General features: G+C 61.6%; 26 protein-coding genes and 1 tRNA gene. 11 read left to right on the top strand and 16 right to left on the bottom strand.

Annotated features, from left to right (window positions below; genetic code table 11):
- Positions 1-55 precede the first annotated feature (55 nt).
- Complete coding sequence (locus HZC36_10895; GenBank protein MBI5707480.1) at positions 56-1453, bottom strand: threonine synthase; 1398 nt, start codon at positions 1451-1453, stop codon at positions 56-58.
- A gap of 34 nt (positions 1454-1487) precedes the next feature.
- Between HZC36_10895 and HZC36_10900 the strand changes: the two genes are divergently transcribed.
- From HZC36_10900 to HZC36_10910, 3 genes are all read left to right on the top strand, one after another.
- Positions 1488-2690, top strand: a complete 1203-nt coding sequence (locus HZC36_10900) for a type II secretion system F family protein (GenBank protein MBI5707481.1) — start codon at positions 1488-1490, stop codon at positions 2688-2690.
- 94 nt (positions 2691-2784) lie between these two features.
- Positions 2785-4056, top strand: coding sequence for a sigma-70 family RNA polymerase sigma factor (locus HZC36_10905; protein ID MBI5707482.1), 1272 nt, complete (start codon positions 2785-2787; stop codon positions 4054-4056).
- Positions 4057-4288: 232 nt separating this feature from the next.
- The gene (locus HZC36_10910) at positions 4289-4606 is read left to right on the top strand and encodes a hypothetical protein (GenBank protein MBI5707483.1); all 318 of its coding nucleotides are present in this window, start codon (positions 4289-4291) and stop codon (positions 4604-4606) included.
- Positions 4607-4681: 75 nt separating this feature from the next.
- Here HZC36_10910 and HZC36_10915 read toward each other — a convergent pair whose 3' ends face one another.
- From HZC36_10915 to HZC36_10935, 5 genes are all read right to left on the bottom strand, one after another.
- The gene (locus tag HZC36_10915; protein ID MBI5707484.1) at positions 4682-5704 is read right to left on the bottom strand and encodes a SurA N-terminal domain-containing protein; all 1023 of its coding nucleotides are present in this window, start codon (positions 5702-5704) and stop codon (positions 4682-4684) included.
- A 111-nt stretch (positions 5705-5815) separates the two neighbouring features.
- Positions 5816-6064, bottom strand: a complete 249-nt coding sequence (locus tag HZC36_10920) for a hypothetical protein (GenBank protein ID MBI5707485.1) — start codon at positions 6062-6064, stop codon at positions 5816-5818.
- 9 nt (positions 6065-6073) lie between these two features.
- The gene (locus HZC36_10925) at positions 6074-6853 is read right to left on the bottom strand and encodes a FliA/WhiG family RNA polymerase sigma factor (protein ID MBI5707486.1); all 780 of its coding nucleotides are present in this window, start codon (positions 6851-6853) and stop codon (positions 6074-6076) included.
- Between the two features lie 377 nt (positions 6854-7230).
- Complete coding sequence (locus HZC36_10930; GenBank protein ID MBI5707487.1) at positions 7231-7950, bottom strand: MBL fold metallo-hydrolase; 720 nt, start codon at positions 7948-7950, stop codon at positions 7231-7233.
- A gap of 41 nt (positions 7951-7991) precedes the next feature.
- On the bottom strand, positions 7992-8600 hold the full coding sequence (locus HZC36_10935; protein MBI5707488.1) for a hypothetical protein: 609 nt from the start codon (positions 8598-8600) through the stop codon (positions 7992-7994).
- A gap of 260 nt (positions 8601-8860) precedes the next feature.
- Here HZC36_10935 and HZC36_10940 point away from each other — a divergent pair, with 260 nt between their 5' ends.
- Positions 8861-10657, top strand: coding sequence for an Rne/Rng family ribonuclease (locus HZC36_10940; protein ID MBI5707489.1), 1797 nt, complete (start codon positions 8861-8863; stop codon positions 10655-10657).
- Between the two features lie 126 nt (positions 10658-10783).
- Here HZC36_10940 and purE read toward each other — a convergent pair whose 3' ends face one another.
- The 3 genes from purE to HZC36_10955 all read right to left on the bottom strand — a co-directional run bounded on the left by purE (position 10784) and on the right by HZC36_10955 (position 12063).
- Positions 10784-11272: a 5-(carboxyamino)imidazole ribonucleotide mutase gene (gene purE / locus HZC36_10945; protein MBI5707490.1), complete on the bottom strand. Its 489-nt coding sequence runs from the start codon at positions 11270-11272 to the stop codon at positions 10784-10786.
- 63 nt (positions 11273-11335) lie between these two features.
- Positions 11336-11911, bottom strand: a complete 576-nt coding sequence (locus HZC36_10950) for a hypothetical protein (protein ID MBI5707491.1) — start codon at positions 11909-11911, stop codon at positions 11336-11338.
- 66 nt (positions 11912-11977) lie between these two features.
- Positions 11978-12063, bottom strand: a tRNA-Leu gene (locus HZC36_10955).
- A 253-nt stretch (positions 12064-12316) separates the two neighbouring features.
- Here HZC36_10955 and rpmG point away from each other — a divergent pair.
- Positions 12317-12484 carry a 50S ribosomal protein L33 gene (gene rpmG, locus HZC36_10960; GenBank protein ID MBI5707492.1) on the top strand — a complete coding sequence of 56 codons (168 nt, stop codon included), beginning with the start codon at positions 12317-12319 and terminating at the stop codon, positions 12482-12484.
- Complete coding sequence (rpmF, locus tag HZC36_10965; protein ID MBI5707493.1) at positions 12484-12681, top strand: 50S ribosomal protein L32; 198 nt, start codon at positions 12484-12486, stop codon at positions 12679-12681. The genes rpmG and rpmF overlap by 1 nt, the downstream gene beginning before the upstream one ends.
- 99 nt (positions 12682-12780) lie before the next feature.
- Here rpmF and HZC36_10970 read toward each other — a convergent pair whose 3' ends face one another.
- A complete protein-coding gene (locus tag HZC36_10970) occupies positions 12781-13113 on the bottom strand; it encodes a hypothetical protein (GenBank protein ID MBI5707494.1) in 333 nt (110 codons plus the stop codon).
- 44 nt (positions 13114-13157) lie between these two features.
- Between HZC36_10970 and HZC36_10975 the strand changes: the two genes are divergently transcribed.
- Positions 13158-13487 carry a cyclic-di-AMP receptor gene (locus tag HZC36_10975; GenBank protein ID MBI5707495.1) on the top strand — a complete coding sequence of 110 codons (330 nt, stop codon included), beginning with the start codon at positions 13158-13160 and terminating at the stop codon, positions 13485-13487.
- 3 nt (positions 13488-13490) lie between these two features.
- Entirely contained in the window at positions 13491-14408 is a 918-nt protein-coding gene (locus HZC36_10980; protein MBI5707496.1) for a hypothetical protein, read from the top strand.
- 8 nt (positions 14409-14416) lie between these two features.
- On the opposite strand, the gene HZC36_10985 is transcribed toward HZC36_10980, so the two are convergent.
- Positions 14417-15547, bottom strand: a complete 1131-nt coding sequence (locus HZC36_10985) for a Gfo/Idh/MocA family oxidoreductase (protein ID MBI5707497.1) — start codon at positions 15545-15547, stop codon at positions 14417-14419.
- A 108-nt stretch (positions 15548-15655) separates the two neighbouring features.
- Between HZC36_10985 and HZC36_10990 the strand changes: the two genes are divergently transcribed.
- Entirely contained in the window at positions 15656-16435 is a 780-nt protein-coding gene (locus tag HZC36_10990) for a hypothetical protein (GenBank protein ID MBI5707498.1), read from the top strand.
- A 24-nt stretch (positions 16436-16459) separates the two neighbouring features.
- The gene (locus HZC36_10995; GenBank protein MBI5707499.1) at positions 16460-17326 is read left to right on the top strand and encodes an alpha/beta hydrolase; all 867 of its coding nucleotides are present in this window, start codon (positions 16460-16462) and stop codon (positions 17324-17326) included.
- Here HZC36_10995 and HZC36_11000 read toward each other — a convergent pair.
- From HZC36_11000 to HZC36_11010, 3 genes are all read right to left on the bottom strand, one after another.
- Positions 17323-17895: a hypothetical protein gene (locus HZC36_11000; GenBank protein ID MBI5707500.1), complete on the bottom strand. Its 573-nt coding sequence runs from the start codon at positions 17893-17895 to the stop codon at positions 17323-17325. The genes HZC36_10995 and HZC36_11000 overlap by 4 nt on opposite strands.
- A 123-nt stretch (positions 17896-18018) precedes the next feature.
- Positions 18019-20028: a (Fe-S)-binding protein gene (locus tag HZC36_11005; GenBank protein ID MBI5707501.1), complete on the bottom strand. Its 2010-nt coding sequence runs from the start codon at positions 20026-20028 to the stop codon at positions 18019-18021.
- A gap of 15 nt (positions 20029-20043) precedes the next feature.
- On the bottom strand, positions 20044-20793 hold the full coding sequence (locus tag HZC36_11010) for a hypothetical protein (GenBank protein MBI5707502.1): 750 nt from the start codon (positions 20791-20793) through the stop codon (positions 20044-20046).
- Between the two features lie 250 nt (positions 20794-21043).
- Here HZC36_11010 and rpoN point away from each other — a divergent pair, with 250 nt between their 5' ends.
- Positions 21044-22426 (top strand): RNA polymerase factor sigma-54, encoded by a 1383-nt coding sequence (gene rpoN / locus HZC36_11015; protein ID MBI5707503.1) that lies wholly within the window; start codon positions 21044-21046, stop codon positions 22424-22426.
- Between the two features lie 23 nt (positions 22427-22449).
- Here the strand turns inward: rpoN and HZC36_11020 are convergent, their stop codons facing one another.
- On the bottom strand, positions 22450-22950 hold the full coding sequence (locus tag HZC36_11020; protein MBI5707504.1) for a DinB family protein: 501 nt from the start codon (positions 22948-22950) through the stop codon (positions 22450-22452).
- Between the two features lie 165 nt (positions 22951-23115).
- A complete protein-coding gene (locus HZC36_11025; GenBank protein ID MBI5707505.1) occupies positions 23116-24843 on the bottom strand; it encodes an exo-alpha-sialidase in 1728 nt (575 codons plus the stop codon).
- Between the last annotated feature and the right edge of the window lie 13 nt (positions 24844-24856).

Raw genomic sequence — 24856 nt, forward strand, 5'->3', positions numbered from 1 at the left:
AAGTCTTAGATGCCACCACAGGTGTTGTTGGAACAGTCAGGCCAGAACGTTATCGCTACGGCGAACGAAATGCCGAGAATGCCTCCGAATACTTCGATCCTGAGCCCGTATTGAAAAGCACCACTCGCTCGCCGAACTTCACGTCGCCTTGGGCGACCAGAGCCTTGAGGGCGGCATAACACGCTCCTCCCTCGGGACAGGCGGCGACGCCCGAAGCGGCGCCGAGTTCGTAGGCGCCCTGCATCAGTTCGGCGTCCGTGACGGTAGGCGTACCCCCGCCCGTCTTTCGCAGTATGTCGAGCATGATGAAGTCGCCGATCGCTCGGGGAACACGGAGGCCCGCGGCAATCGTGCGCGCGCCCTTCACTTCCTCGGCTGACGTGGCGCCCGACATGAAAGCCGGCGCGAGGGGAGCGCAGCCTTCGGCTTGGACAGCATAGAATCTGGGCCGCTTGGCGCCGATCCAGCCCATGGCCTGCATTTCGTCAAATGCCTTTGCCATGCCGATCAGCCCAGTGCCCCCGCCCGTGGGATAGAGGATTACGTCGGGCAGCTCCCAGGCAAATTGCTCGGCGATCTCATAGCCCATCGTCTTCTTGCCCTCGACACGGTAGGGCTCCTTCAGCGTGGACATGTCGAACCATCCTTCTGATTCCTTGCGCTGCTGGACCTCTCTTGCGCAATCGGTGATGAGGCCGTCGACGAGGACTACCTTGGCTCCCGACACTTCACATTCGAGGCGGTTTGCCAGGGGCACGTCTTTCGGCATAAACACGTGGGCTTCCAGCCTATGGTTCGCCGCATAGGCCGCCAGAGCCCCGCCTGCGTTTCCTGCGGAGGGAACTGCGAGCTTTCCCGCCCCCAAGTGCTTCGCCATCGCAACCGCCGCCGCCATCCCCCTGGCTTTGAACGAGCCCGTCGGGTTCACCGACTCATCCTTCACCCAGACCTGGACATCCGGAAACGAGTCTGGATCGGCGAGCGGAACGAGCGGGGTCATGCCTTCTCCCAGCGTGGGCAACTCCGCGCCCGCGGGCAGTGGAAGAACCTCACGGTATCGCCACATTCCACCGTATGGCCGTTGTGCGAGGGCATCAGGGTTGAGAGTACGGCGGGCAGCCGCGAGGTCGTAATCGACCCTGAGCGGCTTACCGCAGGAACAGAGGTTGATCAGGTGGCCGGCGGGATAGACCGCCCCACAAGCGAAGCAAGAAAGACCGAGAAGATGCACGCTCGTTGGTTTCGACAGGGAATGTGGAAAGACCTTCGTTGAGCGGCGCTTGTTGTCGGCGGCGTGGCTTTCAGTCGGCCTGGCAGATTCAACCTGACGTCTCGCTCTAGGTTCTTGAACCTGGAATCTCGCGATCGTCTTCAGGAGAGCCAAAACCCCGCAAAAAGCCCTGAGTACCTCCTCGGGCGACTGCCGACAATCTTCCTTGGAGCCGACGCACATGGTTTGAACGGAGACGCTCCTCAGAAGGGAACCGATGCCTATCTTTACCTTTACCGCCGTCGACTCGACCGGTCGGACCATTCGGAGCACGACTGAGGCCGAAAGCGAGCAAATGGTGCTCGCCAAGGTGCGCGACCAGGGCCTTCACCTGACCGACATCAAGCAGGTCAACCGCATGCCCAAAGCAAAGGTCGCCAAGGGCAAGATGAAGGCCAAGAGCCTTGTCATCTTCGCGCGGCAGTTTTCCACGATGATCGACGCGGGCATTCCGATCCTTCGGTGCCTGGATATCTTGTCTGGCCAGACCAAGGACCCGATCCTGAGGACGGCGATCGAGGCGGTCTCAGAAGATGTGAAGGGTGGAATCGCCCTTAACGAGGCCTTGGCCAAGCACCCGCACTGCTTCAACAAGCTGTTCGTGAACATGGTTCGCGCGGCAGAAGTGGGCGGCATCCTTGACGTCATCCTGGATCGCTTGGCGGGGTTCCTCGAATACGAAAACGAGGTCAAGGGCAAGATCAAGAGCGCGATGATGTACCCGGTGTTGGTGCTCATCTTCTCGATCGTCATGCTTTTCGCCCTGTTCAGCTTCGTGCTGCCCAAGTTCAAAGAAATCTTCACGGGAATGGACGTGGAGATGCCGCCGGTCACCGCCGCGCTGTTTGCGATGGGCGACTTCATGAACAAGTTCTGGTGGATGATCCTGCTGATGGCCTTCGGCGCGTTCGTCGGCTTCAAGGTTTGGGTCAAGTCCCCCAAAGGACGCTATCAATTTGATCACGTTAAGCTCCGGCTGCCGATCATCGGCGAGCTTTCGCTCAAGATGAGCCTTGCGCGCTTCAGCCGCACCTTCGGTGTGCTTCTGAATAGCGGCGTGCCCGTCATGCGCAGCCTGGAGATTACGGGTGAGACCATGAACAACATGGTGCTCACTAGCGCCGTCGAATCGGCGCGCATCGGCATTCGAGAGGGTCAGAAGCTCTCCCAACCGCTGGTCGCCAGCGGCCTGTTCCCGAACATGGTCACCTGCATGATCGACGTGGGTGAGGAGTCCGGACGGATGTCGGAAATGCTCGTGAAGGTCGGCGACTTTTACGATCAGGAAGTGGAAGCCACGGTGAAGGGCCTGACGTCGATGATCGAGCCGATGCTCATCATCTTCATGGGCGTGATCGTCGGCTTCATCGCAATTTCGGTCATGACGCCGATCTTCAAGCTGGTCAACAGCGTGAAATAGCCGTCAAGCCCAAAACCGGCTCGTGACGCCAGGACGGCGAAGCGGGCCAGGCTCGAGTGGATGTCGGGCCGCAACGATAGCAACGGAGTGATGCATGGCAATAGAAAAGGGATCTATGGGCGATCCGGAAGTGTTGGTGCTGCGGTATCTGGATGATCCGCGCCCGGACCTGAAGGATTTGGTTCTTCTCGAATGCGCGCCGCTCGTCGAAAGAGTGGCTCGAAGGTTCGCAGGAATCGAGGCGTTCGAGGACCTCGTCCAGGTGGGCTATATCGGCCTCTTGAACGCGCTCACGAAGTACGATCCTAGTGCCGGAGTCAAGTTCAACACCTATGCGACCTATCTCGTCGCGGGAGAGATCAAGCACTACCTTCGCGATCGATCCCAGACCATCCGGCACCCCGCCTGGCTCCAGGAGCTGCGCCACAAGGTCAACAAAACCAGCCGCGTGCTTCAATACAGGCTCGGACGGGAGCCAACGGAAGCCGAGATCGGCTACGAGCTGAAGATCCCCGAGACCACGGTCCACGAGGTTCTCCTCAGCGCCGAAACCACGCGGGTCGCCTCGCTAGACGCCATGCCCGCTGACGACGACGGGGACAGCGAGGTCGAGAGGCTAGATGCCTCGGATTTCTGTCCGCAGCAGCTTGGCGTCGAGGACCGACTGCTCCTCGAAAGCGCCATGCGGCAGCTCCGAGACCTCGAGCGGCAAGTCCTGGTGCACTTCCACTTCGACGCGATGAACCAGACCGAGATCGCGGCAAAGCTCGGCATCTCCTGCAACTATGTCTCCCACATCCTGCGCCAGTCGCTGGGAAAGCTCAGAGCGATTCTGGTGAGCGAAGAGGAAAAGGACCGCGTGCTTCGTCGCCAGTCTGTCTCGCTGGACTATGACGTCATCGATAGCGCGACGGGGGTCTATACCGAGGCTTGTTTCCGCTCAAGGCTTGAAGAGGAACTCCACCGCGCCAGTTGCGATGGCGGGGCGGTGGCCGTTGTCCTCATCGACGTGGACGGCCTGGACAGCCTCAAATCGTTTTATGGCAAGCAGAGCGTGGACGATTTCATGGTCGATGCGGCCGAGTTTCTTAAGAGCCAAGTCCGCCGGCTCGACATCGTTGCGCGCTGGGGCGCGAACGGGTTCGCGATCCTGCTGCCCACGACCGGCAGCAGCGCCATGCACCTTCGCAAGCGCGTGGAGAGCCGCATCGGCACGTGGATCGCCTCGCGGTTCTCGGCAGCGGGCAGCCTGGCGGTCCGACTGGGCACGGCCAGCTTCCCCGAGGACGGCCGAAGCGGCAAGGACTTGCTCGAGTTTGCCAAGGCGAGTACGTTCCTTCAGGAGCAGTCCCGAAAGGCTGCGTGACCAATCAATGTCAGAGGAGCCAGGGCAGATGCCTTGGCTCCTTTTTGGCGTCTCGGGCCGCTCGTCGGAGAAAGACGGTAGATGTGCCCGTGGCCTCTTGGGCGCCTTAGGGAAGATCACCGTTGGCTGGCAAAGGGCCCGGCAGGATCGGGAACAAGTTCAGGTTGAATCTGTTCAAAAAGGTATCCTATCCGCCATCCGGCCTGGCAGCGTAGCCAGAGGTGTTGGAACGATGATGTTTCGAAAGCTATATTGGATCACCGAACAAGCCGACCCAGCGGGCGCATGGCGCTCCACCGGGGTCTACACGTCCATCCACGATCTCGTCGACCACGGCCTGAGGTTTGTCGGCCACCACAACGGCGGATTCCGGATCACCCTGGTCAAGCTCGACTGCTGCAAAGACGTTCTTGGCAGTTGGAGCGCGCCACAGTTTGAAGGGCTGAGCGAAGCGCTTGGCGAGTATGTGGGCACGGGCGAGTTTGGGGTGGATGAAATCCACCAGCTTTCGCAAGCGCTCATCGGATTCTCTGCTGCGAAGGTCGGCTGAGCTCTCCGCCTCACAAACGAAAAGCCCCGACTTCTGTTGGAAGTCGGGGCTTTTCCATTGTCTTAGGAGGTCGAACTACTTTGCCGGTGCGCCCGTTCCAGTATCCGGACTGGTGCCTGGCGCGCTGACCTTGCGGTCCTTCTTGGCGCGCTCGATCGCCTTCTCCCAGACCGACTGCAAGTCTTTGGGCTCCACCTTGACGTCGCTGCTCAGAAGGAAGTCCGCGAGCCTGGCGTCCAGGTCCTTGGCCTTGGCGCCCTTCGATTTGGCGAGTTCCCTCTTGAAGTAGGTGCGCTTCTCGGGAGACAGAGCCTCCTTCTTGTCCGCCGACTTCTTCTCGACGTAGAACTTCGCCCAGCCGCCATCTCCGGCGATCCACGCCGTCGTGCCGCCTTCGGCAACCTTCGCGATGGCGTCCTGAACAGGCTTGGGCATTCTTGCAATCACTCGCTCGCCAAAACGGGCGCCGGTCTCCTCTTTGTCGCGAGCATCGGAAAGGCGGCGCGCTACCGAGGTGAAGCTCTGGCCCGAAAGCAGCTCCGTGTCCACCTGCTTCTTCTTCGTGTCCGTGAGCACAAAAACCCAGACGAGGTCTGCCATGGCCGGCGTGACGTCGAGCTTGTTGGTCTGGATCAGTTGATCTAGCTCGGCATCCGATACGGTGACGCCCTTGGTGAGCAGTCCCTCAGACGCAAGCTCGACGCGAAGCTGTTCCTTGATGCGGTCCAGCGTCAAACCGGTCGAAGTAGCTTTGGTGACGAACTGCGGATCTAGTTTCTTGCGAAATTCGATTTCGGCGGCCACCTTCGCGTCGTCAGGATAAACGCCTTCCTTCTTGGAGAGCTGGACCACGACCTTTCTCAGAACCAGCTCCTGCAGCGCCTGATAGCCGAGGCTCTCAGCGACACGGGCCTGCTGGACGCCCTGATTGGTCATTACCCGGACCGTGTCTTTGGTCTTCAGGTAGTTCAGAAAATCGTCCATCGAGATGGCGTCGCCGTTGACGTTTGCCAAGGTTCCGCCGGCCGCGCCCTTGCCCCCGCATCCGGCGATCAAGGCCACGCTGGCCAGGGCGATCCATTGCCACTTCACTTTCATACTGTTAATTCTCCCAGGTGGTGCTTTGTCGAGGATACCAGTCGGGCACCCGCGCACCGTTGACATCGTGTCCAAACACGCTTGGCGCACAAATCGTGCCAGGAAGGGGATTCATACCGCGATATCCAGGCGGTTTTCTGGGCCTTGGGAAACATGGTATTCCTGGTTGGGTCGCTCGCTGTTCTCGGCCGATTCCGGCTCCAAACCCTCTTTCTGGCCGTGCAGGTCCACTTGGTCCCTTTGTCCCTCGTCCCCCTGTCCCTTGTCCCTCTCAGGGTGGTCGCCCGCACGGGCTACGCGCAGATGCTGCGCGATCGGCGGCGACGGATCGACTCGGTGGATCCGAGGGATCTCCCCCATGACGCCCCTCTACCGGGCGGGTACGCCGCCCTCCTCGTGCATGTGGTGTCGAAGCCGGTTCATGGCTTGAGTATGGAGCTGATAGACTCGGGACTCGGAAACCCCGAGCACCTTGCCAATCTCCTTGAAGGTCAGCCCCTCGAAATAGTAGAGCGCGACCACGAGCCGCTCGCGGTCGGGCAGCTTGTCCACGCCGGATGAGAGGATGCGGCGTATCTCGCGCCCCTCGATCTCTCCGCCAGTGTTGGATTGTTCGTCCACGATCAGCTCGACAAAGTGGATGCTGTCGTCACCGTCGGAGGTCGTCAAAATGTCGTCCAAGCTGTAGACGTTGGTGCGTCCCATGCGCACCATGAGCTCGCTGACCTCGCTGACGGAGAGGCCCATGTGCTCGGCGATCTCGACGTCGGTTGCGGGCCTGCCAAACTTGGTTTCGAGCGACATCGTTGCCCGATCAAGGGCTTTGAGCTTCTCGCGGATGGAGCGCGGCACCCAATCTTCGTCGCGGAGCATTTCGAGAATTGCGCCTCGAATGAGGGCGATGGCATAGGTCTCGAACTTCACGTCGCGTGTCGGGTCGAACTGGTCCACGCTCTTGATGAGGCCGATGACTCCCGCGCCGACGAGGTCTTCGCGGTCGAGCCCTCCAGGCACGCTGGTCACCAATCGGCCAGCCGTGATCTTGACCAGATACGAATAGTGGTTGATCAGCTCCAGCCTCGCCTCCGGCTGTTTGTAGACCTTGAAATCAACCCACGAACGCTGTAATTGCTCCGTTGAAAGTGGCACGACCTCGCTCCTTCCTTGTCACCCTTTTGGCCGGTCCAGACTCTAGGCGGCTTCCTGATCGGCTGCCCCCGAGATGCTCCCCGTTTCGGCGTTCTCCCGTTGGATACGCACCGTAAAAAATACGTACCACACCTGCGTCGCTACGAAACCCAGCAAGAATGCCAGGCCGGCCCGTGAAACACACGTCACAGGCTCAACCTTCGCCAATATCCCGGCCGCCAAAGCGACCAAGGCCGACATTCCTCCAACCAGTTTCGGCACTGCCAATCGAGTTCAACCCTCCCCAAAAAGGCGGTCAGATACTCAAATACTGGCGGAAATGCGGGGCGGCTTTAGGCCGAACCTCACGAATTCCACAAAGTTGCGACGAAAGAAACCTAGAGTGAGATGCGAAGGCCGTCGAAACTGAGTGAAATTCCCTTCGGAAGCGCCGCGTCGACCTCGTCGTGGTCGTAGTCGTGGCTTAGGTGGGTGAAGTAAGTTTGCCGCGCGCCGATCTGCCGCGCCACCTCCACCGCCTGCTCAAAGTGAAAATGGTTAGGGTGGGGCTCATAGCGCACGGCGTCCAAGATCAAGGTGTCGAGCCCTTTGAGGAACGGCCAGGCCTCACTGGGAATCTCGCTGACGTCGGTCAGGTAGGCAAAGTCGTTCACCCGGAACGCGACCACGGGCCAGGGTCCGTGTGTTACGCAGAAGGTTTGGAGCTTGAGGCCGCCGACTTCAAGAACCGGGGGCACATCTCTGAGTTCAAAACGCGGGACCTGAATCCCTTCCGGGTGGTCCTTGAACGCATAAGCAAAGATGCGCCGGATGTCGGCTTGGTACTCGGGCAGGGTGTACACCGGCATCGGCGCCTTTTGTGTGATGCAGAACGACCGCAGGTCGTCCATCCCCATGATGTGGTCGGCGTGGGTGTGGGTGATGAGGGTGGCGTCTACCCTGTAGACCTTCTCGCGCAGAATCTGCAGCCTGAGCTCCGGCGCGCAGTCCACCAGGAGATTGCCTTCTGGCCCGGCAAGCAGCAGGCTGGGGCGGGTGCGGTGGTTCTTGGGGTTGGCAAGGAAGCTCTCGGGGTAGCGGACACCGAGCATCGGCACGCCATTGCTGGTACCTGACCCCAGGACGATGGCCTCAGGAGTCACAGCTCGCCTGCGGCCCTCAGAACGTCGGCCGCCACGAGGGCGCTCGGCACTTCGCTATATTGCGACGCCCGTTCGAGGCACCGTGCGAAGTTGCGCTCGGCAAACTCGTCGTGCGTGGTTTGTTCCTTCCGAGCCGAGCTCAAGATTGCGATCGCCTCCTTGTAGTACTTGGCCCGGTTCTGGGGCAGCGACTTGTTAGGGAGGCTGGAGTACATTCGCCCGAGCTGCTCGTAGACGGCTTCCCAATTGGATCGCGCGGCCTGGGCGGTCCGGTCTTTTGCGGCCGCCTGTTCTTGGAGTCTTCGGCTTTCGAGTTCGCGGCGCTTGGAGCGTTCCCAGTCCTCACGCTCGGTGCCATCGATCACCCTCACGGCGACCTTTTGCCCGGCGACCTCCGAGACGATCTGCTCGATCAGCCTGGCGGTGGAGACCATTTTGAGGTGCCCGGCAAGCTGGGCCGATTCGTGGGGCATGCCGATGGCGAGCACGCCGTCTTCTAGCGCGACGGCGCGGCAGGCGTTCAGCGCCGCCCAAATGCCCTGGCCGGTCACGCTTTGCTTGACCCTGGGCAGCGCAGTCCCCCAAACCTCGGCAACTTCAGGCATGTCTTCAGGATTATAGTCGGTGGAGGGGGCTGCAGAGGTAACTGTATCTGCGCCTATGGAGCCGAACGCTCTTGTGATGGCCATGGACGGACACGGACGACCCGTCAAGAACACGGATTGAACATGCTCGATGGATCCGTGGGTGGGTCCGCTCCCAGGTACACTCTGCCCCATCGCACAGACTCTGAGGCGGCCGCTAGGCGTCGCCTAACCCATGTGCACACGATTTTGAACACACACAGGAAGGTTTATCTAAGTTGATGCGCAAGGCCCGGGCGGGCAAGCGCGGACCGACGACAAGAAACACCCGGTCCGCCCCCACGACTTCCGCCGCCAAAGTCGAAATCATCGTCAACTGCTCGAACCGCGAGACCCGCATCGCCGTGCTGGAAGACGGCGCGTTGATGGAATATCGCGTCGAGCGCGAGGAGCGCGTCGTCGGCTCCATTTTCAAGGGCATCGTCCAGAACGTGCTGCCTGGCATGGACGCGGCGTTCGTCGACATCGGCCTGGAGCGCAACGCGTTCCTTTACGTGGCCGACATCCTGCCCGATGAGGGCAACGACAACTCGCCGGCCTCGCTCAAGCGCAGCGAATTGAGGCGGCGCAAGATCGCCGACCTGCTCAAACCGGGGCAGCAGATCATGGTCCAGGTGACCAAGGGCCCACGCGGCACCAAGGGCGCCCGCGTGACCACGCGCGTGTCGCTTCCGGGGCGCTACGTGGTGCTCATGCCCGAATCCAACCACGTGGGAGTGAGCCGCAAGATCGACGATCGGTCTGAGCGTGAGCGGCTCCGCAAGGTTGGCGACAAGATTTGCCCCTCTGGATTCGGCATGATTCTGCGCACGGAATGCGAAGGGCGCACCGAGGCCGAGCTGAAAGCCGACACGGCGTTTCTCGTGGAGCTCTGGAGCCAGGTGCTCAGCAACGCCAAGCGCATGCGGGCTCCAGCCTGTGTGCACCGGGACCAGACGCTTCTCTATCGCACTGTCCGCGACATGTTCGGCGAAGAGATCGATCGTATGGTGATCGACGACCCGGATGAGTATGAGAAAGTGCAGCTCGTCGCACGGCTGGTGGCGCCGGCGATGCGGGAGAAGATCCAGCTTTACGACCGGGACACGCCCATTTTCGATGCGTTCAATATCGAGCGTGAACTGGAGCGGCTTCTGCAGCACAAGGTGTGGCTGCGATCGGGTGTGTACCTGGTGGTGGACGAGATGGAGGCCCTTACCGCCATCGACATCAACACCGGCAAGCTGGTTGGAAGCACCTCGCTCAGCGACACGATCTTGAAAGCCAACCTGGAGGCGGCCGATGAGGTCTGCCGTCAGCTCCGGCTAAAGGATATGGGCGGCATTATTGTCATCGACTTCATCGACATGGAGAGCGAGGCCGACAAGAAGAAGCTCCTTGAGCACTTCAAGGGCCAGCTCGCTCGCGACAGAGCCCGCACCCGCGTCGGCAGGATCTCTTCGCTGGGCCTTGTCGAGATCACGAGGAAGCGGACTGGCGAATCGGTCACCGAAGCGATCACGGACGTGTGCCAGATGTGCCTTGGGCGCGGAAGAACTCCGAGCAAGGAGACCGTCTCTCTCTGGATCGAGCGCGACATGTGGCGCAAGACCGAAGAGGAGGGCAATGCGTTCCTCGTCGAGTGCCACCCGGCGGTGGTCGAGGCCCTGATCGGGGCGGACGGGGAAAACGTCGAGATGCTCGAGCACGAGATGCAGCGGGGGATTTACATCCGCGCGAACTTCGACATGGAGTACGAAGAGTACGAGATTACCTGCGGCACAATCGAGGAATTCGACCGGCAGCATATGGGCTACCGGCGCGCGCAGGTGGTGGAATGCAACCTGCGAAGGTCGGCCTACGAGAGCCTCGGCAAGATCGTGGGCTGGACCGATAACGGCTACTACATCGAGCTCCTGGACGGCGAGCAGTACATCGGCCAGCGGGTCAAGGTGTGCCTGCAGGACATCCGGCGGTCCTATGCCGTGGCCGACGTGATCCTGCCGGGCAGTCCTCAGCTTGCTCGCAGCGCCAGTTGAGCGCTCTTCCGGAGTCTCCCACCCTCCCGACTTCGCTTCCCTCGCTCTGCTCGGCGGGATCTTCGACATCCCCTCCCTCAGTTTCGCTTCGCAGAACCAAGGGAGGGGCTCTTGTTCATTTCTCCCTTAGCTTCCAATCTCGACATTCATCTGCGCGACGAGGGCCTCTTGGCCGCGCTGGAACTCAGACAGCTTCGCGGCAATGCCAGGATCGGAGGAGCCGAGGATTCTGAGCGCGAGAAGCCCGGCGTTGCGGGCATTGCCGATCGCCACGGTGGCGACGGGGATGCCCGCCGGCATCTGGACAATCGAATAGAGCGAGTCCACGCCGCTAAGCGCCTTGGTCTGAACCGGAACGCCGACCACCGGGAGGGTGGTCAGCGAGGCGACCATGCCGGGAAGGTGCGCGGCGCCGCCGGCCCCAGCGACGATCACTTTCAGTCCACGGTCGCGCGCCGACCGCGCATAGTCGAACATCTTCTGTGGGGTTCGATGGGCGCTCACGACGCTCAGTTCATAGGGAACCCCGAACTCCGTGAGCAAGTCAGCGCAGGCCTGCATCGTCTCGAGGTCCGACTTGCTGCCCATGATGATCCCGACGACAGGCTGAGGCATATCAAGAGGATACCGAGGATGGAGAGCCCTATTGAGTGCGCGAAGCTTGCTTCGCGCTGTTCCCTAGGCGATGCTTGCATCGCCGTGCACGGCGGGTCCTAGGCGAGACGGTGCTTCTACCCCCACGATTTCAAGGATCTCCCTAATCTCAGCCACTTGAGCCTCCGGCGCCATCTTCTCTTTGGGCGGCAGGTGCAGGAAGCCGATCCTCTTTTCAGGAAAACGCATCAGGGCGCCGAACAGGATGTAATTGCAGAGGTAGCCTCCGGCGTCGGTCGAGGCACAGCGTTGGGGTGTTTCCTGCTGAAGATCAGGCGACTGCCAGAGCGATGCGGCCAATTGGCCCGGCAACTTTGGGTCGATGGGGCCGGGCCCCTGCACGGAGCCGCGAACGTCGGCCCGGTCGCAGATCGTGTTTCGGCCCACCGTTTCGATCCGCACCCGCTCGCCACGAGGGTCGTGGCCAAGTGAAACCAGCACGTCGAAGGACTCAGGATCCAGATTATCCAGATAGGCGTCGACCGCTTGGTAGCTGACCTCGATCACCTCATACGGATAGCCGAGGAGGGGTGCGACCAGGCCGGTCACGTTCTCGGTGACCTGCTCAAACGGGCCGTAGGCGGTGACAAGAACTCTCATCGCATTCTCAAGGTCGATGCCCAATCCAGTAATACGAAGTACGCAATCCGCAATCCGCAATCAACCTGGTGCCCGGGGCGGGACTCGAACCCGCACGGCCTTTCAGCCAACGGATTTTAAGTCCGCTGCGTCTACCATTCCGCCACCCGGGCAGGCGGAGCGAGTGTACCTAGGGAAGGAACAGAGGGACGAAGGGACTGGGGACGCTGGGCCAGGGGCGAGAGGCGAGAGGCGAGAGGCGAGAGGCGAAGCGCGAAGGGCAATGCGCGAAGTGAGAGCAGGGCTGCAGCCGGCAAGTTCACACGGTTGAGTCTCCCTCTTTGTCATGCCCGCTTGACCCTAACCGCAGTCTTGAGCCATAATATTGGTCCTGTCCGGCGCGCCGGGCGGCAAGAAGGCATCCCCATGGCGAAGAAAGGCGAAGCTCGAGAGATCATCCGGCTGGTTTGCACGGAAGACGGCAAGAGCTATTACACCACCACGAAGAACAAGAACAACACGAAGGATCGGCTTGAGCTGATGAAGTTCAACAACAACCTTCGCAAGATGACCCTGCACCGGGAGAAGAAGTAATGCCGCTACCGAAAAGACGCCACAGCCACCAGCGCACCGCCTTGCGCCGCACGAACTACATCACGGAGCTGCCTGAGGTCACCGAGGAGAAGAGGGTCGGTGGGGAATCGCATCACCTGAACCACCACGCCACGCCAGACGGCTTCTACAAGGGCCGCAGGCTCCCTGGGTTCAAAACCAAGCGACAAGCAGGCTAAAGCCCGCTGAAGAAATCAATAGGCCGTATACGTCCAGTTGGACCTATACGGCCTATATGCATTTGAGATGCAGCCCCCAGTGAAGCCTGGCAGCCTGTGCTAGGCCTTCTCCAGATCGCCGCCTTTCACCAGAAGCATGTAGTGGGCGTCGAAGTTGAGTTCTTCCGGGGTCAGCGCCTTCTTTTGCTCCTCGCTGATCGAGGAAAGGAACTTGTCGCGCATGCGCTCGACCGCGACCTTGTGGACGTCCTTCGGGATGGCCGAGAGCCCCTTCTTCTCAACTTTGACCGCGATCTGGTCAAAGGGATAGATGTTCTGCACGGTCCCCGTCAGCCCCGCCATGTGGTCGAAGTAGGCGCCTGCAGCGCGATCCTCCGGCGTGACTTCACGGGTCACGATGCGGACGGTGTCTCCCTCTTTGAACTTGGCCATTGAGCCGATTTTACCTTTCCGGCCCCTGTCATAATGCCGTTAGCGTGAAGCTCGCCGTCTGCATCGTCCATAACCGCGACAAAGCCAAGATCGCCGAAGAACTGGTCCGCGCCGGATTCAAGTTCACCGTGATCGGCTCGACAGGCGGCTTCCTTCGCGAGGGGAACACCACCATCCTCATCGGCTTTGAGGAGGGTGACCGGCAATCGCTTCTCAAGATCATTTCGACCAACTGCCAAACCCGCGAGCAGTTGGTGAATGTGACCCCCATGGAGGCTGGGCCGACCGGAGGATTCCTCGCCAGCCCGGTCAAGGTTCCTGTGGGCGGAGCGGTGGTGTTCGTCATGGACGTCGAGCAGTTCGAGCGGTACTAGACCATGGTTTGCCCAACGCTCGATGAACTCGAAGGCCTGGTGGCCGCCAAGCGCGCTGCGAAGAAGCTCGCGTTAGGGTCGGGGGTACACGCCGTCCTCTATTACGGGGCCGATGGATCCGGCAAGACGAGCCTCGCCCTCTGGTCGGCACAGTCCTGGCTGTGTAAGGACGCTACGGACGGGGGTCCGTGCGGGGAGTGCAAGGCTTGTGCGTCGTTTGGGAGAGGGGTGAACCCGGATTTCCTGGTGCTTGAACCGCAGGGCCTTAGCTACATCCTGACACAGGGCGCCATCGTTCCTGACAAGGACAGCCCCTACCCCCTTTCCTCGACCGAGTTCCTTCGCACCGCGCCGCTTCAGTCCGCCCACAAGGTGGTGCTGCTCAAGGACGTGGACCGCCTCAACGCGGCGGCATCGAACGCTTTCCTCAAGTTGCTTGAAGAGCCCCCGCCTTTCGCCAGGTTCTTGCTGACCACCTCGGAAGTGCGCCGCGTGAAGGACACGATCCTTTCGCGATGCCTTTGCCTGGCCTGTGAGACCAGCCCATTGGATTCGGGTTCGCCAGAGTGGGTGACGGCGCTTGGCGGCGCCACCCCAGGGCGGCAGCGCGAGCTCGAGCGCAAGCCGGAGATCTATGAACCGTTCTTCCAGTTCGCCGTTCGGCTGTCCGCGCGGCCTCGTGGTGCGGCGCTTCGCGCTTCCGAGGAGTTTCGGGCGCTCTGCGATGCTCTGGCGAAGGACCGCGAGGACGGCGCCCGCCGCGCGAATGCCGAAGGGCTTTCCCTGCTGGCTCATGCGCTGAGGGCCCTGGAATGGCCCCCCGAAAGCTTGCAAGTGGTGGCGCGCACGCACACTAGGGTGGTGGGCAACGCCGCCATGGGCCTGGCGTGCGATGCGATGTTTGCGCGGATTTTGGGGTAGCGGCGGCGTCAGCCCGGAACCGCAGCCACCGGTGTCGGCTTCCCTGACTTCAGCGACTCCACCACCGCGCACATCACGTTCAGCGTTTCGAAGCCCTCAACGAGATCGGGGCTGTTGGGTTCACCGGAGAGCAGTTTCGACGCGAAGTAGTCGGCATAGCTGCAGAACTCGCCGTAGTGCATGCCCCTCAGTTCGTGGCGGTAGTGGTAGCCCGCCATGGCGTGCTCGTAATCCTCGTCCAGCTCGATCCCGTTTGTGTCGTGACGGGTGAAGCGCAGTTCCGGGTACCGGGCCAGCGAGGATCCGTTCGAGCCCATCAAAAGGCACTCGATGTTCGACCTCGCGCGGCTGAGCTCGTGGAGTCCATAGTTTCCGAGCACGCGAGCAACCCGTCCTGATTCTGCGAGCAGGTTGACCACGATCGCGTCGGGGGTCTCCATCTTATGTGATTGGCCGAGGCTGGTGCGTGTCCCGTAAGCGTGGACCTCTCGGATCGGGCCGAGATACCACCGGACCAGGTCCAGCGGATGGCTAAGGCCGAGGAACGCCCAGTGCGTGCTTGATTGAGTCCAAGGGCTCTTTTCGTACCACCAATCCATCCGGTGGTTGTAGTGGGCGTCGAGTACCTCGACCTCGCCAATGTCGCCGGCCTCATAGAGCTCGCGCTGGCGCTGAAACGGCTCGTAAAAGCGGGTGGACTGCCCCACCTGGAGCCTCCTTCCCGTCGTTTTTGCGAGGCCGATCAGGCGAGGCGCGACGCTTGGATCGTTGACCATCGGCTTCGTACAGATCACGTGCTTACCCGCCTTGAATGCCTGCTCGATGTGCCCAGCGTGCATCGGGTCGGGGGTGTAGATGGCGACGATCTGCACGTCCTCACGCGCCAGCATCGCCTCGTAGTCTGCGGTCACGAAGAGCCCCGGGCAGGAGTCGAGGGCCGCCAGGCGCTTGCCTTCATTTAGGTCGCAGCCGGCGACGGCCCGACAAAGCCCGGAGGCCCGCAGACCGACGAGCATTGTGTGGCCCTCGTGCAGCCCGAGCACCCCAATGCCGAACCGCCTCTCCACCGGCACCGACCCAAAGGAGCGCCGGTGGCCGACCGTTGGCTGCCCGGTTGGCTGGAAGTCGGGGTGGGTCATGAGGGACATTCTAGCCGCTCACAGATAGAGGACCTGCGACGAGGTTGTCGAACCACTACGCATCTGCAAATGGGTCCGATCCTTCTCAGAGTCGGAGCTTTCGCCTTGATGAATGCCCTTCTGGTTGGCATGCTCGGTGGCACGATGTACTCCGGGGCGAGGAGAAACAGACGGACCAGGGCCGTGATGGGCGACTTTGGCAGAGGTGATCTCTTCGTCGAAGTGCTTTGGCGCGTCCTCCCACCTCTGACGTTGCTTGCATTGATGTCCTCGGTGGGTCGACAACTCAAGGGCGTGGATATGGGGTGGCGTTTTTTGGCCATAGCCTGGTTAGGCGGCCTCACCGTCTTTTGCCTTGGAGCATGGGTTGGAGTGCGGTGGGACCCGATGGAGAAGCTGCTAACTAGGCTTGTCAAACGCCGTCCGGTCGCGAAATTCCTCGTAATTGTCGATGAGTCCCTACTGCGAGCTGCGATCACTTCGGCAGGATGCGCTACCCAGAAGATGATCGAGGATCAGGTGCTTGGATTGAAGGCGTGGGGCTATCGTGTCGTTGTCGCTACGCTTCAGGATCAGGTCAGTTTGCCGCGTCGCCTCCCGCTTGATTCCGTCGTGCTTCGGTCTCCGACGAGCTCACCTTCCGAGGCATTGGCACAGGTGAGGGCAGAGCAGGGAGTTCCGAGGCACAAGGCCGTTGCCGTTACAGGCGACCCCAATTTCGTTCGATTGGCGCACGAGGCCGAGATGGCATGCATCGCTTACGCCCGTGATGAAGTTTCCCGGGAGCTGAGTGAGGCACACGGCGCTGTTACCGTCTGTACTGATCCCCGAGAGCTCGGGTACTCCGTGTTTGTGTGGTCAATGGACATCGCAGATATCGATCCCTAGTGTTCGTGATGCCAAACTGGCCTCATGATTGGAGCCTGCTGCGTTACACTACTCACCTTGCGCGCGATACACCATATCCCGTTCCAGCCCGCCCCCATCCGACTCTGGGAGGGTGATGCGCCATTGGCCCGTGGGAAAGCCTCCGAAGATATTCCAACGCTCGCACCGTTCCTCGCGCCGCGCCCGATCGGCTCGGCGGTGATTGTATGCCCCGGAGGCGGATACGGGATGCTAGCGGACCACGAGGGCTCCGCGTACGCCAAGTTTCTCAACCTGCACGGCGTTCAGGCGTTCGTGCTCAAGTACCGGCTGGGCTCGAACGGTTATCGCCATCCGGCGATGCTGCTCGACGTCTCGCGGGCGATCCGCTATGTGCGGAGCCACGCGAAGGAGTATCAAATCGACGTGAGCAAGATCGGCGTGATGGGCTCCTCCGCGGGCGGGCATTTGGCTTCGACGGTGGCGACCCACTATGACGCCGGCATAACCGAATCCGCCGATCCGGTCGAGCGCGTCAGTTCCCGGCCCGATTTTGCGATCCTCTGCTACGCGGTGATCACCTTCGGGGGCAAGGGGCATTCTGGAAGCCGGGAGAACCTGCTCGGCAAGACCCCGGACCCTGCGCTTGTGCAAAGCCTGAGCAACGAGCTTCAGGTCACCAAAGACACGCCTCCCTGCTTCCTTTGGCACACGATGGACGACGGCGCGGTGCCGGTCGAGAACTCGATCCTCTTCGCCGACGCGATGCGCAAAGCGGGAGCTTCGGCAGAGCTGCACCTCTATGCGCACGGCGCGCACGGATTGGGCTTAGGTGGCGACCCGGAATCGAACCACCTGCTGCCCTGGACTCGCGCCCTGATGGACTGGATGCGCGCTCACGGCTGGGCTTAGGTCTCGAAAGGCGGCTGGTATCCCGGGCTCTGAGGTTGCACGGGAGCCCCAGATTGAGCCATCGCCTGCATCTCACGAATCCTCTCCTCGACCTGATGCCGGCGAATTCCCATAAATCCGGGCTTGACGCCGTATCGCTTCATCTCCGTGTAGGCGATATGCTGGACGGCGACATACCCGATGATCCCGCAACAGAGGGCGGAATTCAGACCCATTAGGACCGAGGCCAAGAGGGATCCGGACGGCCCCCAGTCCTTGCCGAAGCCGATCATGCGGTTCGCCGGCAACGTGAGAAAGGTGATGGCGAGGAACATGACGCCGATCCCAATTACGTAGGCGCTCCAAGCACCGGCAGGTGAATCTGGACTCAGCGAAGCCAACCCCCCGGTCGCGACATTGATGGCAATGGTAAGAACGATGTTGATCAGAAAGACGATGGTCAGGCGGTTGTAGCCTTGATACAGGGCCCAGAGCTTGTCGACGCTGCCGTAGAAGGCGGGACCTCGGTAATAGGGCACGTATCCCTCAGCAGGGCCGCTTTTATCTCCAGGCGGTGGCACGGCAGCCATGTCGTTGTACGTTCAACGGATGCCGGCCGGTTTCCTGCAAACCTGTAGACGTTTTGTTCGGTTGCCCTACGGGATCTTGGGATTTGGGATGAAGGCAGACTGAGAGTCTGCCCTACGGGACACCTAATCATTGAGGTCCAGTGGCCGATTGCGTTCCCAGGCCAATTCGGCGAGGTCGATAAGCCGAATGTCCGCGTCGCTCACCTGTTTCACCGAGGTATCCAGCATGATCCGGCAGAAGGGGCATCCCACCGCGATTGTCGACGCGCCGGTAGCCAGGAGTTCCTCCGCCCGACGGACCCCTGGACGCTGATTGGGCTCCTCGTCCATCCACATCCTCGCGCCGCCCGCACCGCAGCACAGGGTCCTGCGGCCCCGGTTCCCAGGCTCGGCGAGGAGGTCGCCTTTCGCGCTTCCGTGGGGGTCACGGTTCAGCGAGGTTGAATCCCCCAGAACCGACCTGGGAGCGTCGCTCTCGCCGTTGACCCGCGCCAGGTAACAGGGGTCGTGGTAGGTGACGGAGCCCGCCATCGGCAGTGCCGGATCGAGCTTTCTTTGGGCGATGAGGTCGGCGATGAGTTGGGAGTGGTGCGACACCTCGAGTTCTGCGCCGAACTGCGGGTACTCGTTCTTGAGCGTGTTCAGGCAGTGGGGGCACGCGGTGACCACCTTCTTCACGCCGTAGCGCTTGAAGGTTTCAATGTTGGCCTGAGCTTTCTCCTGGAAAAGGAACTCGTCACCGGCCCGTCTCGCTGCGTCGCCTGTACAGGTCTCCTCGCGCCCCAGACAGGCGAACGATACGCCCGCCTTTTGAAGGAGCTGCGCCGTTGCCCGAGTTGCGCGCTGAGCCCCGGGATCCATGGCTCCAGCGCACCCCACCCAGAACAGCACGTCGAAGCTCTCGACCTCCCTCGCCAGCGGAACGTCGAGCCCCTTCATCCAGTCCTCGCGCGAGTCGGGCTGTTGGCCCCAGGCGTGGCCCGTGCTGCCAAGCTGTCGCAGCATCGTCGCCCCTGAACCCGAGAGTTTTCCCTCTGCCACCAGGTAGCGCCGCGCGTCCACGATGAGGTCCACATGCCGGATGAGAACCGGGCAGGCTTCGACGCAGGCATTGCAGGTGGTGCAGGCCCACAGAGCCTCCTCCGAGACCGCTTCTGCCACCACACCGACACCCGCATTCAGGGCCCGGATGTCCTGCACGATCTTCTTCGGGTTCAGGATTTTGCCCACGCCGTTCGCAGGACAGACGTCGGTGCATCGGCCGCACTCCATGCAGGCGTCGAGCGACATTAGGTGCCAGCGCGAATAATCGCTTGCCTCGGCGACGCCGATTTTACCGGTCGCCTCAACCTCCTCCATCGTAATCGGCTTCAGCGTTCCCATCGACGCGGACTCGGCCCCGTAGGAGGAGAAGACGGCCATGGCGATGTGGCGCAGGCGCATCCGGGGCATCAAGGCGATAAAGGTGAAGGCAAGGACGCCGTGGAACCACCAGAGGCTCTTGTAGAGTGTTGCGGGTACGGGGCCCCACCAATGAGCCAACGCGTAGCCGACGAACGAAAACCGGTCGAACGACTCGAATCCGCCCTGCCCCGACTCGCTTGCACCCACTGCGAGCCTGGCTGCCTCCACAAGATAGCCCGTGATGCCAAGTGTGAACAGCATGACCAGCGCCCAATCATCTTGGGGCGCTTTCGCCATGTTCTTTGGGAGCCAGAAGGCGCGCCGGAACAGCGCCCAGCCTGTACCGATGACGAACAGCAACCCGAGCGCGTCGAAGGTGGCTTCGTAGACGATGTAGTAGGTTCCCTGGTGGAACTTGACGGGCGAATAGGTGTTGATCGAGAGCAGGGTGGTCGCCAGGAATAAGGAGGCGAACCCATAAAATATCAGCAGGTGCATGGGGGCGCCGCTGCGCTTGCGCGAGGTCTTGACCTTGCGCTGCCCGATGACATAGGCCAGCACCCCCTTGAGGCCGAGCGGCTTCCAGGAGAGGGGCTTGCCCTTCATCCAGACTCTGGATCGCTGCCAAACCTGCCATCCGAAGAGCCCCAGCGCGAGGAACGCCAAGACGTAGAAGAGCGCCTTTTCGGGCGGTGTGATGAGATAGAACTCTTCTCGGGTCGGAACCACTTCGTTCGGTCTCCTTCAGCGCTGCTGCGCGCGCATTCGCTGCCATTCCGCCTCGCGCCGCTGCCTTATGCCGTAGGCCGCGCGCAAGACGGGCTGAACCTGTGCCCCTTTGGGCTCCAGGTGCCTGCACAGGGCCTGGTGAGCATAAGAATCCACGCTGTGTCGCCCTGCGCCGACGCCCTCAAACACGAGGATAGCCCAAGATCCCTGGGAGAGCGCTCGATCCGCGATCTGGATGAGCGATGTCGCATCCATCTCTTCGGCCGAGACCACCGCGAGGTCGGCCGTAACGCAATCTTCCAGCCGGTTGAGCCCTTGCCTGGCCGTCAATGCCACTGAATGGACCTGCTCGACGACCCGCCGATAGGTGGTGGGTTGCGGATCGAAGCTGGACGTGAGGCACCGGCAATCGCGCCCCGGATAGGCAAACGGAAAGTCAGCCTGGCCCGGGAAGCTCTCGGAAAGGAGCTTGACGGCCGCCGCGAGCTCGCCCTCCACCATCTCCAGGGTCCATGCAGGCAGATTGCCTTCACCGTCGTCCGAGCCGAAGAAGCAAGCGGACCCCATCTCGTGTCCATCTTCGCTTAGCCGCTTCAAGGCAGCCAGATTATCGAGCAGAAGGACGGATTCCAGAAAGAACGTCGCTCGAAGGCCGGCATTGCGTAAGTGGCTCGGCGCGACTTCAAGAAGTGACCGCTCGTTGCCGGCGTAAGCGAGCGAAACCAATCCGGCGGCTGGCGGGTTTGGTTTGCTCGGGGAATCCATGGCTTTCCTTAGGACGAGGTGGCCGCGCGCAGAGTGGCTGGCGCTCTCATTCGCGTACTTCCTCGCACTTCCTACAGCTATACCCGGACTCCACCTGACCGAAGATCAGGATAGTCCTCAAGTAGTGAGGTCGAACCGGATGCCGAATACGGCGCATCCTTCCGTCCCGGTTATCACCGGGACAAAGGGATGACCCTGAGGCGCGGGCGCAGCTGCCCGCGCTTCCGGGGCCGGCCCAAGGAGGGACAGCTTGAACCGAGGGATTGGGAACACGGCACGAACCGAAGTGTCGACGAGTCTGCGCGTCGATCCAAGAGTGGTCCTGCGCAGCAAGCTCCTGGAGCTGACTCAGGCCGAGCTCGAACAAACCATCGAGTCTGAGCTCAGCGACAACCCCGCCCTCGAACGCTTGGACGACGATCCCGATCCGATCACGGACGACGAGGTCTTGGCCTCTGTCGCGCCCCAAGAACTCGCTCCGTCCAGCGAGGATTTCGAATTCTTTCGCAGCTTGCCACGAGATGATTCCATCGCCGACTGGGTGGACCTTGCGGCGAGCTCCGTTTCGCTTTCAGACCATCTTCGGGGCCAGCTCATCCCAGCCCTGCCGGAGCACTTACGCAACCTAGGAGTGTTCATGATCGAGTGCCTCGACGACCGGGGCTACTTTGCCTCCACGGTCGAAGAGGTCGCGCTCTTGACGGGCCATGAGCCCGAGGAGGCCACGCTCGTGCTCAAGATGATTCAGGACTGCGATCCGAAGGGGATTGGCGCGTCCGACGTCAAGGAGTGCCTCTACCTGCAGCTTCGCGATAGCGCCTGCGTGGAAGGAAAGCTGGCGAGGATCATCGTCAAGAAGCACCTTGATGAATTTGTGGCGCGTCGAACGTCGCGGCTCATGCGGCGCTATAAGGTCATGCCCGAGGTTGTGGAGAGCGCGTTCCAGATGATCCTGTCGCTGAACCCGTTCCCCGCAGAGGGCTTTGAATCGGGCACGGGGATGCTGAGGCCCGTCAAAGAGGCCGCAGTCGTACCAGAACTGACATTGACGCGAACCGAAGCCGGTTGGATCATCGAGGTGATGGGAGCCGAGCCTGCCGCGTTTGCCGTGGACCGCTCCTATCGCCACAGGCTCGCCAAGTTGCAGCAATCCTCTCAAGCCGACCCGGCAGAGAAGGCCCATGTAACGAATTACGTCCGCCGTGCCGAGCAGTTCATCGACGCCATCGCTGACCGCCGGAAGACCATGCGCAGGATTGGCGAGGTGCTCATCCGCAAGCAGGAAAGCTTTGTGTCGACGGGCCGATACGAATTTCTGAAGCCCCTGACCAGGGTCAAGCTTGCCGAGGAGCTCGGGCTGCACGAGAGCACCATCAGCCGGGCGACCCAGGGTAAGTACGTGCGCCTGGCCAACGGCGAGACGGTGCCATTCGACGTCTTCTTCAAGCCGTCGCTGCGAATTCAAAGGATGATCGAGGAGATCCTCGAAACCGAAAACCCGCGAAGCCCACTTTCCGATGAGCAAATCATGCGCATGCTGTCGCAAAAGGGCGTGACGGTGGCCCGTCGGACCGTGAACAAGTATCGGGGCCGATCAAGGATGCTCAACTCACGTGTGCGCCGCACGGCCTGAGCGCTGGGCGTTCAGGTGCGCGATTAGGCGGCCGGAAACCGGGCGTTGTGATAGTGGGTGTGCGCTTCAAAGAGCTCGATCAGGTTCCCGGCGGACATCAGCCCAAAGAACGGGTGCTTACAGACCGGAGCGTCCAGAGAGGTAACCCCATCCAAGTGCGCTGCCGTTTGCAGGCGGACCTCCTCCCACTTGCGACAAGCCTCATCGAGCGAAGTCCCCGGCTTGGGCACCATCTGGCCTGTGGTCGGCATGCTCTTGGCCTTCCACATGCGCTTCAGCGCCCATCGAAAAAAGAACGTGGGCTTGGCTTTGCGGCAGGAGAAGCTGCCGGGGGGCCTCTGGTCCATCATCTGCAGGTCGACCTCTTCGGCCAACGCCATGTGCATGAGGAGCTCGACAGGGCTGAATGCTTTCGGATCGGGCCTGGCGGTGCGTTGAGCCCCTGGAAGCGCGCGTACACGCTCCACCAGCGTCGCCCTCGAAGACTCCGCTTGGTCCCACTTTGCCTTCACCCCCGGTTGCATGTGAGCATTATTCCCGAGGCGCGAGATGAGGGTGCATCTCAAAACCAGGTGTCGCGCCATTTCAGCGCTAGGCTTCGCAAGGGCAACAGATCCCGGGGCTGCGCCTCCTCGGCAAGCCAAGGGCAGTGCCCTTGCTTCCTTTGTTCGGCCGCTGGGCATCCAGGCCTAGTTCATCTTGAGCCGGGCCAAGTCAAGAAAAAGTGTGCCGACGGTCCGCGGACTGGCGCGGGGGAAGATGGCTCGGATCCACACCCGGACCTTGCCGCTCGCGTCCACATACGGCGAGGGATCCCCTTGCAGAGGAAAAGTGACGCTGATCTTGCTGCGCTGAAGCGCACGCGTCCCAAGGAGGTCATACCTGCCGAGCACCCAGTTGTAAAGGTGCACCTCCTCGGTGAGTTGGTTGGCCACGTTCAGGGCCGTCGTGAGCCACAGGTCGTACTTGGCGTCGGCCGGCACCTGAAAATCAAGCCGAGCGGAAGCTACCAGCGTTTGCGTGGCGGACACATAGGCGCCCCTGACGTTGTAGGTGCTTCCGTCAAGGCTCCACGTGTTGGCGACGCCACCCGCCTGGGAACCTCCCTCGACCTTCTGGGCAGCGAAGGCGCCGAAATCGAATCGAGGCGCGAACGGGATGCGAACGTAATACACGTCCTGCTCGCCATTGAAGGTCGCCGCGTACGCCACGTTGGCCCCGCCAATATCCGAAAGACAGGCGATGTAGTCGCCGAGCTTGTTCTGCTGGGGCCACCCGATGCGCGAGTAGAACGGTCCGCTCACCTGCACGCTCGGAGAAAACGTATTGCCGCCATCCAATGAGTAAGCGTAGTAGAGGGCGGATTGCTGGTTCGTCGAGTCGGCACGGGTGTCGTACCAAACCACGTCGATGCGCCCGTTCGGGGCGACGGACATCGTTCCGAACCAGTGGTAGCGCGCTGTGCCCGGGGGGTCGTCGTTCACGCGTTTGGGCGCGGACCAAGTGGCGCCTCCATCTGTGCTGCGGGAGAACATCACGTCGCAGGGGTTCGTGGAGTTCCGATAGACCGAGCAGAGCATGTAAAGGTTGCCGCTGGTGGGGAGTCCGCTCGACTTGTCATACGCCACCCAAGTCTGCCCCGAGAGGCCGCTGGGGTTGACGTACTGGCCATAGGCCATCTGGCCGCCCAAGCTAACGGCCACCTGGCGGTTGAAGGTCGGCGTCACGGACGGGTTTTGGGCGTTCTGGGACCGAAGAAACCAGAAAGAGCTGCTCCCCTCACCCACGACAAAGAGGTCGCCGTTCGGGGCGACATCAAGGGTCCCCCAGACGGGTTGATGCGGCAGGTTGATCGGGTTCATCCAGCTTGCGCCGTTGTTCGTGCTGCGGCTGAACTGCCGCCCACCCCAGTTGTTTCCGGCGGTGCTCCAGGCCTGATACAGGTTGCCGTTGCCGATGCCTCCGGTCGTGTCCACGGCCATCCACTGCTTGTCGCCGCCGGTGGCGGGGCCGACGAACGAGAAGTTCGCGCCCGCATTGGCCGAGCGCCAAAGATCGTCGAAGAAGGTATCCCGCAGGCTAAGGTAGAGGTGGCGGTTTTGTGGATCGATCCCCAGCACGGGGTCACTCCGGAATACCCCCGGCTCCAGCACTCCCGGAAAGGTCCATGCTGCGCCGCCATTAGTGGAGTAGCCAAAGCCGCCCTGCCGGAAGTTGCTGGTGACGCTGTTGAACTGCCTCCAGCCCACCGACATGTACCGCCGGCCCCCCGGGGTGATCGTCATCGAGGGCTCATTGGCGGCATCGTTCGGGATGTTCTGGCCCTGCGCGTTGACGTTTACTTGCACGCTGTTATAGCCGTTGAATGTGCCCTGGGGCACGATGCTCAGAAAGGGCACCACGCTCGACGGGCCCATTGCCGGCGCCTCT

The sequence above is a fragment of the Armatimonadota bacterium genome, from assembly GCA_016223145.1.
Classification (GTDB): Bacteria; Armatimonadota; Fimbriimonadia; order Fimbriimonadales; family Fimbriimonadaceae; genus Nitrosymbiomonas.

What these genes read in the sequence shown, in the direction of transcription:
- HZC36_10895 (MBI5707480.1), bottom strand. Translation starts at nt 1,453, where the DNA reads ATGTGCGTCGGCTCCAAGGAAGATTGTCGGCAGTCGCCCGAGGAGGTA.
- HZC36_10900 (MBI5707481.1), top strand. Translation starts at nt 1,488, where the DNA reads ATGCCTATCTTTACCTTTACCGCCGTCGACTCGACCGGTCGGACCATT.
- HZC36_10905 (MBI5707482.1), top strand. Translation starts at nt 2,785, where the DNA reads ATGGCAATAGAAAAGGGATCTATGGGCGATCCGGAAGTGTTGGTGCTG.
- HZC36_10910 (MBI5707483.1), top strand. Translation starts at nt 4,289, where the DNA reads ATGATGTTTCGAAAGCTATATTGGATCACCGAACAAGCCGACCCAGCG.
- HZC36_10915 (MBI5707484.1), bottom strand. Translation starts at nt 5,704, where the DNA reads ATGAAAGTGAAGTGGCAATGGATCGCCCTGGCCAGCGTGGCCTTGATC.
- HZC36_10920 (MBI5707485.1), bottom strand. Translation starts at nt 6,064, where the DNA reads ATGGGGGAGATCCCTCGGATCCACCGAGTCGATCCGTCGCCGCCGATC.
- HZC36_10935 (MBI5707488.1), bottom strand. Translation starts at nt 8,600, where the DNA reads ATGCCTGAAGTTGCCGAGGTTTGGGGGACTGCGCTGCCCAGGGTCAAG.
- HZC36_10940 (MBI5707489.1), top strand. Translation starts at nt 8,861, where the DNA reads ATGCGCAAGGCCCGGGCGGGCAAGCGCGGACCGACGACAAGAAACACC.
- purE (MBI5707490.1), bottom strand. Translation starts at nt 11,272, where the DNA reads ATGCCTCAGCCTGTCGTCGGGATCATCATGGGCAGCAAGTCGGACCTC.
- HZC36_10950 (MBI5707491.1), bottom strand. Translation starts at nt 11,911, where the DNA reads ATGAGAGTTCTTGTCACCGCCTACGGCCCGTTTGAGCAGGTCACCGAG.
- rpmG (MBI5707492.1), top strand. Translation starts at nt 12,317, where the DNA reads ATGGCGAAGAAAGGCGAAGCTCGAGAGATCATCCGGCTGGTTTGCACG.
- rpmF (MBI5707493.1), top strand. Translation starts at nt 12,484, where the DNA reads ATGCCGCTACCGAAAAGACGCCACAGCCACCAGCGCACCGCCTTGCGC.
- HZC36_10970 (MBI5707494.1), bottom strand. Translation starts at nt 13,113, where the DNA reads ATGGCCAAGTTCAAAGAGGGAGACACCGTCCGCATCGTGACCCGTGAA.
- HZC36_10980 (MBI5707496.1), top strand. Translation starts at nt 13,491, where the DNA reads ATGGTTTGCCCAACGCTCGATGAACTCGAAGGCCTGGTGGCCGCCAAG.
- HZC36_10985 (MBI5707497.1), bottom strand. Translation starts at nt 15,547, where the DNA reads ATGACCCACCCCGACTTCCAGCCAACCGGGCAGCCAACGGTCGGCCAC.
- HZC36_10990 (MBI5707498.1), top strand. Translation starts at nt 15,656, where the DNA reads ATGAATGCCCTTCTGGTTGGCATGCTCGGTGGCACGATGTACTCCGGG.
- HZC36_10995 (MBI5707499.1), top strand. Translation starts at nt 16,460, where the DNA reads ATGATTGGAGCCTGCTGCGTTACACTACTCACCTTGCGCGCGATACAC.
- HZC36_11000 (MBI5707500.1), bottom strand. Translation starts at nt 17,895, where the DNA reads ATGGCTGCCGTGCCACCGCCTGGAGATAAAAGCGGCCCTGCTGAGGGA.
- HZC36_11010 (MBI5707502.1), bottom strand. Translation starts at nt 20,793, where the DNA reads ATGGATTCCCCGAGCAAACCAAACCCGCCAGCCGCCGGATTGGTTTCG.
- HZC36_11020 (MBI5707504.1), bottom strand. Translation starts at nt 22,950, where the DNA reads ATGCAACCGGGGGTGAAGGCAAAGTGGGACCAAGCGGAGTCTTCGAGG.
- HZC36_11025 (MBI5707505.1), bottom strand. Translation starts at nt 24,843, where the DNA reads ATGGGCCCGTCGAGCGTGGTGCCCTTTCTGAGCATCGTGCCCCAGGGC.